Origin of the sequence: Kitasatospora sp. NPDC092039, assembly GCF_044756065.1 — a bacterium.
GTDB lineage: Bacteria > Actinomycetota > Actinomycetes > Streptomycetales > Streptomycetaceae > Kitasatospora.
In genome coordinates, this window is record NZ_JBIVSD010000023.1 from 90568 (window position 1) to 103408 (window position 12841).

Annotated in this window: 8 protein-coding genes and 2 pseudogenes; 7 read left to right on the forward strand and 3 right to left on the reverse strand. The window is 71.3% G+C overall.

Annotated elements, in window-relative coordinates:
- Window positions 1–32: 32 nt before the first annotated feature.
- Window positions 33–1136, forward strand: a complete 1104-nt coding sequence (locus tag ACIQI7_RS33505; RefSeq protein WP_401117438.1) for a serine hydrolase domain-containing protein — start codon at window positions 33–35, stop codon at window positions 1134–1136.
- A 116-nt stretch (window positions 1137–1252) separates the two neighbouring features.
- Window positions 1253–2428: a serine hydrolase domain-containing protein gene (locus ACIQI7_RS33510; protein ID WP_401117415.1), complete on the forward strand. Its 1176-nt coding sequence runs from the start codon at window positions 1253–1255 to the stop codon at window positions 2426–2428.
- 255 nt (window positions 2429–2683) lie between these two features.
- Here ACIQI7_RS33510 and ACIQI7_RS33515 read toward each other — a convergent pair whose 3' ends face one another.
- The gene (locus ACIQI7_RS33515) at window positions 2684–3784 is read right to left on the reverse strand and encodes a sensor histidine kinase (protein WP_401117440.1); all 1101 of its coding nucleotides are present in this window, start codon (window positions 3782–3784) and stop codon (window positions 2684–2686) included.
- A gap of 580 nt (window positions 3785–4364) precedes the next feature.
- Here ACIQI7_RS33515 and ACIQI7_RS33520 point away from each other — a divergent pair.
- Window positions 4365–5663 (forward strand): cation:proton antiporter, encoded by a 1299-nt coding sequence (locus ACIQI7_RS33520; protein ID WP_401117417.1) that lies wholly within the window; start codon window positions 4365–4367, stop codon window positions 5661–5663.
- Window positions 5664–5678: 15 nt separating this feature from the next.
- On the opposite strand, the gene ACIQI7_RS33525 is transcribed toward ACIQI7_RS33520, so the two are convergent.
- Window positions 5679–6344 (reverse strand): response regulator, encoded by a 666-nt coding sequence (locus tag ACIQI7_RS33525; protein WP_401117419.1) that lies wholly within the window; start codon window positions 6342–6344, stop codon window positions 5679–5681.
- Window positions 6345–6558: 214 nt separating this feature from the next.
- On the opposite strand from ACIQI7_RS33525, the gene ACIQI7_RS33530 reads away from it, so the two are divergent.
- The 3 genes and pseudogenes from ACIQI7_RS33530 to ACIQI7_RS33540 all read left to right on the forward strand — a co-directional run bounded on the left by ACIQI7_RS33530 (window position 6559) and on the right by ACIQI7_RS33540 (window position 10269).
- The gene (locus ACIQI7_RS33530) at window positions 6559–8355 is read left to right on the forward strand and encodes an ABC transporter ATP-binding protein (RefSeq protein WP_401117421.1); all 1797 of its coding nucleotides are present in this window, start codon (window positions 6559–6561) and stop codon (window positions 8353–8355) included.
- 243 nt (window positions 8356–8598) lie between these two features.
- Window positions 8599–8724 (forward strand): annotated as a pseudogene (locus ACIQI7_RS33535) (DUF418 domain-containing protein); the annotation flags it as partial.
- A gap of 1035 nt (window positions 8725–9759) precedes the next feature.
- Window positions 9760–10269 (forward strand): fascin domain-containing protein, encoded by a 510-nt coding sequence (locus ACIQI7_RS33540; protein WP_401117423.1) that lies wholly within the window; start codon window positions 9760–9762, stop codon window positions 10267–10269.
- A gap of 672 nt (window positions 10270–10941) precedes the next feature.
- Here ACIQI7_RS33540 and ACIQI7_RS33545 read toward each other — a convergent pair.
- Window positions 10942–11265 (reverse strand): annotated as a pseudogene (locus tag ACIQI7_RS33545) (transposase); the annotation flags it as partial.
- A 656-nt stretch (window positions 11266–11921) separates the two neighbouring features.
- On the opposite strand from ACIQI7_RS33545, the gene ACIQI7_RS33550 reads away from it, so the two are divergent.
- Entirely contained in the window at window positions 11922–12692 is a 771-nt protein-coding gene (locus tag ACIQI7_RS33550; protein WP_401117425.1) for a DNA-binding response regulator, read from the forward strand.
- The last annotated feature ends 149 nt before the right edge of the window (window positions 12693–12841 follow it).

Sequence of the window (12841 nt, forward strand, 5' to 3'; positions counted from 1 at the left end):
CGCTGGCCCGCCGGGGCGGCCGGCACCGGGCGGTGGCGGTCGTCACCGCCGTGGCCGCCGGCGTCGTCGCGGCCGGGGCGCTGACACCGACCGCGGCGTCCGCGGGCGGCAGGCCGGACAGCGTCCAGACGAGCCTGAACGCGCTGGTGAAGGACGACGGCCTGCCCGCCGCACTGGCCTCCGTCAAGGGCCGCGACGGCCGCACCCGCACCTACACCGCCGGCGTCGGCGACCTCGCCACCGGAGCCAAGGTCCCCGTGGACGGGCAGGTACGGATCGGCAGCAACACCAAGTCCTTCACCGCCGTCGTCGTCCTCCAGCTCGTCGCCGAAGGAAAGATCGGCCTGGACTCCCCCGTCGACACCTACCTCCCCGGCCTGCTGCGCGGCGACGGCATCGACGGGCGCCACATCACCGTCCGTCAGCTGCTCCAGCACACCAGCGGCCTGCCCGAATACGTGGACAAGGACTCGATCCTCAGCAGCCCGAAGCGGTACTTCGAACCGCGTGAGCTGCTCGACCTGGCCCTCGTCCAGAAGGCCCACTTCGCCCCGGGCACGCGCTGGGAGTACAGCAACACCAACTACCTGATGGCGGGCCTGATCATCCAGAAGGTCACCGGGCGGCCGCTCGGGGAGGAGATCAACCGGCGCATCGTCGACCGCATCGGCCTGCGCCACACCTACTTCCCCGCCCCGGGAGACATGAGCATCCGCGAGGCCCATCCCAGGGGTTACCACCAGGAGGCCGACGGCTCGCTCCGCGACTACACCGAACTGGACCCGTCCTGGGGTTGGGCGGCGGGCGCCGTCGTCTCCACCAACACCGATCTCAACGCGTTCTACACCGCACTCCTCGGCGGCCGGCTCCTGCCCGCGGCGCAGCTCGCCGAGATGCGCACCACCGTCCCCGCCGACGAGGTGGCTCCGGGCACCCGCTACGGACTGGGCCTGATGAGCCAGCCGCTGTCATGCGGTGGCGTGTACTGGGGCCACGGCGGGACCATTCCGGGCTACGACAGCACCGGGGGCGTCACCGACGACGGCCGCGCCGTCAGCATCACGGTGACCACGATCCCGAGTAACGCGGCCAAGCAGCACGTGGAGTCCACGGTGGACTCCACCCTGTGCCGCTGACCCTCCCCGGTCCGGCCCTCCCGTCCGCACCGGTAGCCACCAGCGGGTTCTGCGCGCACCTGCGCGCAGAACCCGCGCTCCCCACCGATTCCTCCCCCTGACGAAGGAGTTCCTCCGTGAACGAGCACGTACCGCACGACCGGGCCGACCGACGCCACCGTGGCCGGCACCGGGCGGTGGCGGTCGTCACCGCCGTGGCCGCCGGCGTCGTCGCGGCCGGGGCGCTGACACCGACCGCGGCGTCCGCGGGCGGCAGGCCGGACAGCGTCCAGACGAGCCTGAACGCGCTGGTGAAGGACGACGGCCTGCCCGCCGCACTGGCCTCCGTCAAGGGCCGCGACGACCGCACCCGCACCTACACCGCCGGCGTCGGCGACCTCGCCACCGGAGCCAAGGTCCCCGTGGACGGGCAGGTACGGATCGGCAGCAACACCAAGACCTTCACCGCCGTCGTCGTCCTCCAACTCGTCGCCGAAGGAAAGATCGGCCTCGACACGTCCGTCGACACCTACCTCCCCGGCCTGCTGCGCGGCGACGGCATCGACGGACGCCGCATCACCGTCCGTCAGCTGCTCCAGCACACCAGCGGCCTGCCCGAATACATGGACGCCCCCGCGCTCTCGGACTTCACCACGATCCAGTACCGCTACTTCGAGCCCCGCGACCTCCTCGACGGCGCCCTCGCCCAGAAGGCCCGCTTCCCCGCGGGCACCGGCTGGGAGTACAGCAACACCAACTACATCGTCGCCGGGCTCCTCATCCAGAAGGTCACCGGACGGCCCGTCGGCGAGGAGGTCACCAAGCGCGTCATCGACCGCATCGGCCTGCGCCACACCTACTTCCCCGCCCCCGGGGACACCGGCATCCACGAGGCCCACCCGCACGGCTACTACCGCAGCTCGCCGGACGCGCCTGCGATCGACTACACCGAGACGGACTCCTCGGCGGCCTGGGCGGCGGGGGCCGTCGTCTCCACCAACACCGATCTCAACGCGTTCTACACCGCACTCCTCGGCGGCCGTCTCCTGCCCGCACCGCAGCTCGCCGAGATGCGCACCACCGTCCCCGCCGAGCTCCTGGGCCCGGGAGTCCGCTACGGGCTGGGCCTGCAGAGCAGGCCGCTCTCCTGCGGCGGCCTCTCCTGGGGCCACGGCGGGACCACCGCGGGCTACCGCTCCCGCAACGGGGCCACCGACGACGGTCGCGCCGCCGCCATCACCGTCACCGCCATCCCCGACGGCATCGGCGCCCAGCACATGGCGGACGCCCTGGACGCAGCCCTCTGCCGCTGACTCGCCCCCGGCGGCTACAGGGCTGCCACCCACGAAGCACCACCGAGCGGTCCGCGCCACCGCGCCGGCAACCGGCACAGGACGACCCGGGTACGCAGACCAGACCCTCCCCCAACGGGGCCGCGCACCACCTGGTGGTTCGGCAGACCGGCTGCGCCTTCACCCACCCCCAACGGCCGCCACCTCAAGGCCCCCCGCGCCGAGCACTACGTCCCGTCGGCCAGGAGCAGCGCGGGCAAAGGTGCGGCCTGCCCTTCAGTCGCCGTTGGCGACGAGGGGGATGCGCAGGCTGACCCGGTAGCCGCCCCCGTGGGCGGGGCCGGCTTCGAGGGTGCCGTGCAGGATCTCGGCGCGTTCGCGCAGACCGATCAGGCCCTGCTGGGAGCCCGGCAGAGCCAGGGAGGGGCGAGCGGGCGCGCTGTTGGTGACGGTCACCCCGACGTCGGTCCCGTCCTGCCAGAGTTCGACGGTCGCGGTGGCACCGGGGGCGTGCTTGCGGGCGTTGGTCAGCGCCTCCTGGACCGTCCGGTACACGGCCCGCTGGGCGGAGGCGCCGAGGTCGGGAGGCAGTTCCCCGGTCAGGCGGGTCTCGATGCCGCTGGAGTCCACGAGCCGGTGCAGGTCGGCCAGGGTGGGCTGGGGGGTCAGTTCGGTGTCGCGGCCTCCGGAGGCCCGCAGCAGCCTGACCATGGTGCGCAGTTCGTCGAGCGTGGTGACGCTCAGCGAGCGGATGGTGCGGGCGGCGTCCTTGGCGTCCTCGTCCCTGGTGGACATCTGGAGCGCCCCGGCGCGTACGGCGATCAGGCTGACCTGGTGGGAGACCACGTCGTGCATCTCGCGGGCCAGTTGGGCGCGTTCGCGGGCGAGGACGGTCTGGGCGTGCAGGACCCGCTCGTGCTCCCTGGCCTCCTCGGTCTCGACCATCTGCCGCTCCAGGTCCCTGCGGGTCTGGAGGAGTTGCCCGAACAGCACGGCGGCGGCCGCGGTGGCCAGGCTGTAGACGAAGGTGACGAGGGTGAAGGTGCGGCTGACCTCGAAGGGGCCGCCGAGGGACCACGGGACGATGCTGGCGAGCGCGGTGCCGAGGGCGCAGAGCGCGAGCAGCCGGCGGTTGCGGGAGCGTTCGGCGAGGGTGAACAGCGCCACGAACGGTGCGAGGGCGATGTCGTCCTGGGTGAAGGCGATCGGCAGGGTGAGCAGCAGGACGGCGAGCGGGAACCTGCGGCGCAGTGCCAGCGCGGCGCAGGCGAGCCCGGCCAGCGCCAGGTCGAACGGCGCCGGGTCCTCCGTGAGGTTCAGCCAGCTGTCGATGCCCGCGGCCACGACCAGGGCGCCGTCCACGACGGGGGCGGGCACCCGGGCCCACAGCGTGCGGGCCCGCCCGGTCGCGGGCGCTTGCGGTCGGAGCCCGTCGTTCGCCGTGCGGGTCACCGTGGCCTCGTGGTCCGTCATCCCCTCCCTGTTCATCCGTACTGCCTCGCCTTCGCTCTGTTCCTTCTTTGCCGCCAGGCCCGAGGCCGGGGTCGCCGGGGCGGCCGAGGTGGCCGCCGGACCGGGTGCGGCCCGGCGGCGTCGGTCCGCGACCGCTTCCGACCCGTTCCGTCGGAGCCGACCCTAATGCTCGGGTGACGGCGCGGCGGAGGCCGGACTGCAGCTCCGGCCACCCGGCGGGGTGTTCTCAGCCGGTCGGCAGGGGGCATCCGCCGGCGTCGCGGGTGATCCGCCCGGTCGGCGGGGCGGCTCCCGGCGGTCGGCGGAGTGACCGGGGGCGGACCGCACGGTGGGATGGCACGGCCGGCCTCGACACGAACCGGCGCACCACGGCGCCTGCGCCCGCCCGGGCCGTGTCCGGCATGTACTGAAGGCCGACAGACACCCCTTCGCCCAGCGAGCGGCGGGGTGTCATCCCTGTTCCCGTTCGGAAGCGGACCTTGCCTTGTTGATCCCTGTCCTGATCGTGATCACCGCGGTGGTGGCCGGCTGGTCGCTCGTCGCCGGGCGGCTTGAACGCCGGCACGTACGCGCGCCGCTCGTGCTGGTGCTCGCGGGCGTTGCCACCGGTCTGTTCACACACAGCGAGATCGCCTCGGCCATGAACTCCGTGGTCGCCCAGCGGGTGGCGGAGATCATCCTGGCCGTCCTCCTCTTCGTGGACGCCACCGAACTGCGGGGCGGGCGGCTTTTCGGCCGGGACCCGGGCTCGGCCGCCCGGGTGCTGCTGGTCGCCCTGCCGCTGAGTCTCGGCGCGACGGTCCTGCTCGGCGCGCTGCTGCTCCCCGACCTGCCGGTCGCGGCGTTGCTGCTGATCGCGTGCGTCATCATCCCGACCGACTTCGCGCCCGCCGAGATCCTGGTCCGCGACCGGCGCATCCCCGCACGGGTGCGCAGCGTCCTCAACGTGGAGAGCGGATACAACGACGGCATCGTCTCGCCGCTGTTCCTGTTCGCGCTGGTGCTGGCCGGGTCGACGGCCGAGAAGCGCACGCCGCTGGGCGCGCTGGGCACGACCGTGCCGTTCGCGGTCAAGGCGCTGGTGATCGGCGCGCTGCTCGGCGCCCTGCTGGCCTGGCTGATGAACCTCGCGCAGCGGGCGCAGTGGATGACCGACCAGTCCCGGCGGATCCTGGTGCTGATCGTCCCGCTGCTGGCCTACACCTCGACCACCGCGGTGCACGGCAACGGTTTCGTCGCCTCGTTCGTGGCCGGCGTGGCCTTCCGGTACGTGCGGCGGGCCCCGGAGCGCCACGGCGCCGCGGTGCCGGCCGGTTCGGACTTCCATCTGCTGGAGGACACCAGCGCCATGATGACCATGGTGATGTGGTTCTTCTTCGGCAACGCCGTGGTGCTCACGTTCAGCCTCGGCCTCGACTGGCCGGTGCTGGTGCTGTGCGTGGCCGCGCTCACCGTGCTGCGGATCGTGCCGGTCCTGCTGTCCTTGCTCGGGTCCCGGTTCAGTCGGGCGGAGCGGTTGATGGTCGGCGCGCTCGGGCCGCGGGGCACGACCTCGATCGTGTTCGGCCTGCTCGCCTTCAACGCCCTCCCGGACGGGCCGGCGGCCGACAGCGCGCTCGACGCCATGGTCGTCGTCGTCCTCGGCAGCCTCCTGCTGCACGGCGGCGGGTCACTGGCCATCGCCCGCGCGCTGCGCGGCAGGCCGCGGGGCCGTACGGAGAAGGCTCCGGCCGTGGAGCGCACCACGGACGACCGGCCCCCGAGCGGAGCGCAGCAGGGCTGAGAGCAGGGGCAGGGACTACGGGCGGTCCGGGCCGTCGGCCAGCAGGCCCGCGCGCTGGGCGAGCAGCGCGGCCTGGACCCGCCCGCCGACCCGCAGCTTGGTGAGGATCGCGCTGACGTGGTCCTTCACCGTGCCCGTCCCCAGGTGGAGGCGTACGCCGATGTCGGCGTTCGACAGCCCTTCGGCGAGCAGCACCAGCACCTCCCGCTCCCGGTCGCTGAGCCGGTCGACCCGCCCGGCCTCCTCGTCCACCACGGCTGGAGTACTGCCGGGGTGGCCGCGCAGCAGGCTCCGCGAGGCCTTGGGCGACAGGACGACGCCGCCGGCCGCGAGGGTGCGCACCTGCGGGGCGAGGTGCTCGGGCTCGGTGTCCTTGAGCAGGAAACCGGCCGCCCCGGAGTTCAGCGCGGTCAGGATGTACTCGTCCGTGTCGAAGGTGGTCAGCATCGCCACCGCCGGCGGCGACGGCAGCGCGACCAGTTCCCGCAGCACGCTGAGCCCGTCCACGTCCGGCATCCGGATGTCGAGCAGGACGACGTCCGGCCGGTGCTCGCGCACGGTGGCGACCGCCTGCCCGCCGACGCAGGTCGCCACCACCTCGATGTCGTCCGCCGCGCTGAGGATCATGCCGAATCCCGACCTGATCAGCGCCTCGTCGTCCACCACCACTACCCGGATCACGTATCCTCCGCGCCGCCTCGGGACCTCTGCCGTACCGCCCCATGATCCCTTGCCCGCCCGGCACCAGCGCCCACGGGGGCGCCGGTGCGGCCACGCGCCACCCGGCGGGGAAGTACCGGCCGAAAGGCGGGGGTGATCCGGACGGTCACCGGATGGGGCGCAGCGCCGCGGACCGTCACGCTGGACCGGTACGCCACCAGCCGAGAGGAATCCCGTGAACACCGCAGCCGACCCGACGAACACGGACACCCCGCCGCTGTCCGCGCGGGCGACGTTCAAGGCGCTGTACGGCTACGTCCGGCCGCACCGGTGGACGATCGCGCTCGGCCTGCTGTGCGCGTTGGTGGGAGCAGCCGGCGGACTCCTGCAACCGCTGGCCACCAAGGCGCTGGTGGACCGGCTCTCCTCCGGCCAGACCATCACCGTGATCGTGCTGTCCCTCACCGCGCTCGTGCTGCTCGGCACGGTGTTCGAGGCGCTCGGCGGGTACGTGCTGGAGCGCACCGCCGAGTCCGTCGTGCTGGCCGCCCGGCGCAGCCTGATCGGACGGCTGCTACGCCTGCGGATCTCGGAGGCGGACCGGATCCCACCGGGCGACCTGATGTCCCGCGTCACCTCGGACACCACCCTGCTGCGCGCCGTCACCACCCGGGAACTGGTCTCCGGCGCCACCGGCGTGGTCACCCTGATCGCGGCCGTCGCCCTGATGGCCGTCCTGGACCCCGTGCTGCTCGGGGTGACGCTCGGCGTCCTGGCCGTGGTCGGCGGGGCCGTCGCCCTGGTGATGCCGAAGATCTCCGAGGCCACCGAACGCTCCCAGGAGGCGGTCGGCGAGATCTCCACCGAACTGGAACGCGCCTTCGGCGCCTACCGCACCGTGAAGGCGTCCGGCGCCGAGGAACGGGAGACCGCCCGGGTGACGGCCGCCGCCCGGCGGGCCTGGCAGCACGGCGTGCGCAGCGCCAAGTGGGAGGCACTCGCGAAGTCCGCGGACGTCCTCGCCGTCGAGCTGGCGTTCCTGGCGGTGCTCGCCGTCGGCGGGGCCCGGGTCGCCTCCGGAGCGATCCCGGTCTCCACGCTGATCGCCTTCCTGCTCTACGTCTTCTACCTGACCGACCCCGTCTACCGGCTGGTCGACGCCGCCACCCAGTACCAGGAGGGCTCGGCCGCGATCGCCCGGATCACCCGGGCGCAGCAGCTCGCCACCGAAGACCGGGGACCGCGTCGGCTCACCCTGCCCGCCCACGCGGAGGACGGCGCGGGCACGGGCCCCGCGTCGGTCCGCTTCGAGCAGGTGTCCTTCCGCTACCGCCCGGACCTGCCGGAGATCCATCACGAGGTGACGTTCGACGTGCCCGCCGGCGGGATGACCGCCTTCGTCGGCCCGTCCGGCGCGGGCAAGTCCACGGTCTTCGCCCTGCTCGAACGCTTCCACGAGGCGACCGGCGGACGAGTGCTGGTGGACGGCGTGGACGTCCGCGACTGGTCGCTGCCCCGTCTGCGGGACTCCATCGGCTACGTCGAGCAGGATGCCCCGGTCCTGGCCGGCACGCTCCGCGAGAACCTGCTCTTCGCCGCGCCCCACGCCTCGGACGAGGACCTGCGCGAGACCCTGATCCGCACCAGGCTCCACGCTCTGGTCGCCCGCCTGCCCGACGGCCTGGACACCCCGGTCGGCCACCGCGGCTCCAAGCTCTCCGGCGGCGAGCGCCAGCGCGTCGCCATCGCCCGCGCCCTGCTGCGCAGGCCCCGTCTGCTGCTCCTCGACGAGGCGACCTCCCAGCTCGACGCCGTCAACGAGCTCGCGGTGCGCGACATCGTGGCGCAGGCGGCCCGGGAGACCACCGTCCTGGTGGTGGCCCACCGCCTGTCCACGGTCACCGGCGCCGACCGGATCGTGGTGATGGACGCAGGCCGGGTCCGGGCCGTCGGCACCCACGCGGAACTCGTCGAGCAGGACGAGCTCTACGCCGAGCTGGCCACCACCCAACTGCTGGCCCCGGCCCGCTGACCCGACCTGCCGTACACACGGCCGCGCGGTGCCGAAGCCAGTGCCGCGCGGCCCGGCGGCGGGCACGGGGTGGCCGAAGACGGTGCCGCACGATCCGGCGCCGGGCACGGGGTGGCCGTGTGCGGAAGCAGCCGCGGCTCACCGCTGCCTTCCGGCCCGTGCGGTACCGGCCGCACCTGGCCAGGTGCGGCCGGTACCGCACGGGCGGAGTCGGGAGCGGGGCCCCGGCAGTGCGGGAGCGGTCAGGAAGCCCTGCCCGTGCTCACGTACGTCCTGGTGGCGATCGTCTTCGCCGCGGTCTGGTCCCGCTTCTTCCGCCGCGGCCCACTTGAGTACCTGCTCAACGCCGCCACCAGGCTGGCGAAGTAGGGGCGGCGGGGACGGCGGCTGGCGAACGGCGGCCTCTCCGGCGCCGGCCCGGCGGCGTCCCCGCCCGTCGGCGCGCCCGAGGCCGCGTCGCGGGCCTGGTCGACCGCTTGGACCTGCGACGTCGCGGCGAACAGCACCCTGCACCGTGACCCCGCCACGGACCGGCTGTGGACCCCTACTGAGCACACCACCGCGGCGGCGGCGATCCAGCGGAGCCGCCCGCCGGGCGCCTCCGCCTTCGGCCCACAGGGGGACCTCGTGCTCGTGGACCCCGTGGACGCCTTCGCCACCGGGACGTACACCGCGGACAGCCTCTCCGCCTGCCGCGGCGTCTCCTTCAGAACACTGTTCGCCGGCCACGTCGAGGTGACCCGGGATCCGGGCACCACCTGGGACCTCGGCTACGGCGTCAGCGTGAACGGCGGCACAGCCTTCGTCCGCGCCGGGGCCGGCGAGTTGGACCCGGAGAACCCGGCGGGCACGTCCGGTACAGCTGGGAGACCACGCAGGCCACCGTCCTCGCCCCCACACCAGCTACAACGTGACGGTCCACCCGGCGATCAACGTGAACGCCGGAGCCGATCGCGATGACCCGGCAGGAGACAAGGGCGTGCCGCGCCCGGACCTGGTCCGCCGGGGGGCCGGGCCCCTTGGACATGAGCCGCGGGGCAGGCAGGCCATTCGGACAGTTCCATGATCTTAAAGGTGCCGCGAAGCAGGGAACCTAGACAGCGTGTATCTGCGGGATTACAGTCGGTCGGACCTGAGGGGGCAGGAAAGGCAAGAGGGGGCGGCAAACGCGAGCGGCGGGATCAACGCCGCTTTCCTTGCCATTTCCGGAATTTGCGCGAAGAGTGACTCATGCAGTCCGCCGGGCGCCTGGTCCGCCCAAAGAGTCCCTCTGTGGTATTGCGTCGCAATTTTCGGTTCGACATGCGCCACAGGCTCAGGAATTCCGCGCCGCGACAAGCCGCCGCCAGCGGCGCCGGGATCGACTCGTCCGCGTTGCACCCGATCCGAAGAAAAGAGGCCACCATGCCCCTGTCAGCAGCCGACCTCGAAAAGCTCGGAGACACCCCCGTCACGATCCACTCGACGCACTACCCGAACGTGCACCTCCGCATGGACGGGACCGGCGTGACCGCCTTCGCCGGCAGTGGCGCGGGGAAGGTCAACTGTCAGTACGGGCCCGGGCAGTGGACGTCGTTCAGGGTACGTCCGCAGAGTGACGGCTCGTACGCCTTCGAATCGCTGGCCTTCCCGAACGTGTTCCTGCGGATGGACGGCGCCGGCGTCCCCAACACCATGGCGGGCGGTGGCGCGGTCAACTGCCAGTTCGGCGCGCACCCCTACGAGATGTTCCGGCTGCGTCCGCAGCCTGACGGCTCGTTCTCCTTCGAGTCCGCGACGGCGTTCCCGAACATCTATCTGCGCATGGTCACCGGCAGCGGCGTGACCGCTGCCACCGGCCCCGGTGGAACGGTGAACTGCCAGATCAACGCCAACGGCGGGGACGACGAGAAGTTCTTCATCGACCTGGCCTAGCGGCCCGGGCGCCGGATGAGCACCATGCCGGGGCTGCCGCGGAATCATCCAGAGGAGCCGCTGACGATACGCCCGTGGCGGGGCCTACGCCGGTGATCCACCGATTCCCCTGCGGCCATTCCTTGACCCGGTTTGGACGGGAGTCCACAGGTGCCTTCCAGCCAGGCTGGCGAGATACCCGCCAGCCTGCCTGGAAGGCCCTTGCACCGGGTGAGAAGGATGTAGGCGCCTAAGAACTCCTAACGAAATGACCTTCGATGGGCCGGTTCCAGGTGTTGGAGTGTTGTCGGGCAGCGCGGGGTGATGAACTCGGATGAGCCGGTGCCTCGGGAGTTGAAGGTTCTCGATACGGCCTCGCTGGTCGGGCTTGAGGAGCGGGCATCCGGGCTCCGCCTCAACCAGCGATTGGACCCGGCATGGGTGCAGGCGAGTGCAGCGCCCGATGGGCCCCACTACCTGTGGCCAGCCCTGTGGGACAGCCTGCCCCATCGCCCTGGCATCCCACGCCAGTTGCGGTGCGAACTGCTCATCACGCTTCGTGCGGGAGACCGCGTGATGAGCTTGCTGGACGTCCTGCCTGATGACTTCGCCCCTCTGCCGAGAGTGATCTCCCGGGACGAGGGTATGGAGGTCGGCCGACTCCTGGACAGCTCCCCGAGCCTCAGGGAACGGCTACTGGGCAGGAGTGTCCCGCGCCAGCCGTGATGGGCGACGCCAGCAGATGAGTGCACATCCCAGGCTCAGGAAGGCTTCGTGGATGTCGTCACGTATCTCCCAGCGGATGCGCAGGCGGCGGAGCCGGCCTCGCTCGCCCCGGACCGGTGGCACCGCCTGGAGGAGCGGGATCAGCTGGCTGACGTCATTGCGGTTGCCGCCAGTCAGGGTGACGGCGAGCGGGATGCCGGTCGCGTCCGTGATCAGGTGATGCTTGCTGCCCGTCCTGCCCCGGTCGACAGGGCTTCGTCCCGTCTTGGATCCCCCTTCTAGCGCCCGGATGCGCGGCCGCCGCAGCAAGTTGCGGCGGCCGCGCATTCGCGTCCAACGGCTGCGGTCCCTGCCTGGTCCCGGCGGGGGTACTCACCTCGCCGCCGTCGGCCGGACGCAGCACCGACACCTGCGGGAGGAACACGAACCCGAGCGCGGCCAGCACGTCCAGCGTGATCAAGCGCCGACGAGGAACATCACCCGTGTGCCGAACGCAAGGGGCCGGTTCGAGGCGTGTCCAGTACGGGCGTGGACCAGGACCGGCGTGTGCGGTGCGGTGCCGAGGAGGTGCCGTTGCCCGCCGGCGACGGTACCGATGGATCGGGGCAAACGCCGAACGACATTACCCCCTGTCACTGAATACACACCCATCCCTCGGGACACGGCCGTCACCTCCCTTTTCGGCCACCGTCCACCGCGTCCGCACGACACCCGGAACGGCGGGAGAGCGTCCGGCGACAGGGCCGGGAGCCTAGCAACCACAGCCCCACCTGCGGTTCCGGGGGACCTCGGGCACCCTCTCGCCACCCCGCGCCGAACCCGAACCCGTGGCCGAATAGTGACCCGCTAAGTGGAATGATCTCCTTTCACTTGAGGGTCGAACCTTGCGTTTCGATCATTCGCCTACCCATAATCACCTGAGCACCGAACCGGCCTTTCTCCTGCGAATGAATGACGCACCGAAGAAGAACGAGCCGTACAACGTGCCAAACGGGGGAATGCACATGGGGATCAACCTGTTCATCATCAGCGACAATCCGGTTTCGCTGGCCGGACTGGAGACAATCATCGAACAGGATGACAAATTCACACTCGTCGGCCGGGCGGTGGGCGGCCTCGACGGCATGCGATGTCTCGAGAACATCGCATCACAGCCGCACGTCATCATCCTGGGTGAGCCGTCCTCGAATAAATCCATCTATGAGAACGCCCAGCGGGTCGTCTCGAAATACCGCCGCCAGAAGACCAGGCCCAAAATGATGGTGGTGTCGCAGAACGACGACGACGACGCGGTCTTCACCGCACTGCGCGTCGGGATCAGCGGGTATCTCTCGCACATAAGGTCGTCCGAGGAACTCCTTCACTCCATCACGATCGTGGCCAAAGGCGGTGCCGTCTTCAGCCGGACCATAGCCTCCCGGCTCAGCCTGCACTTCTCCACCGTGCAGATCCTGCCGGAGACGACCGGGTTGTCCGACCTGACCAGCAGGGAACTCGAAATACTGGAACTGATCGCCAGCGGACTGAGCAACCACCAGATCGCCCGTCGGATATTTCTGGCGGAAAAAACCGTGCGCAACTACGCCTCGCGGATCTTCGCAAAACTGGAGGTGCACGATCGGGCCTCCGCGGCGATGCTGGCCCGTGACGCCGGTCTCGGAAAGGAGAGACCGGAAGTCCGCATCGCGAAGCACGAGTTCGCATCGGACGTGGCATGACACCTGCCGAGCGCGCCTGACGCGAGTGAAGAAGCTCCGGTTGAAGTGGGTGACCGACGGCCGACCCGCCGATCCGGGGCTTTGGCGTGCCGTGCCCGAATTCTCGAGACCAGCGTTCCCACCACCGGAACACAAGGAGTGAACGAGTC

Coding starts and splice junctions, on each gene's coding strand:
- ACIQI7_RS33540 (WP_401117423.1), top strand. CDS start 9,760: ATGCCCCTGTCAGCAGCCGACCTCGAAAAGCTCGGAGACACCCCCGTC.
- ACIQI7_RS33550 (WP_401117425.1), top strand. CDS start 11,922: ATGAATGACGCACCGAAGAAGAACGAGCCGTACAACGTGCCAAACGGG.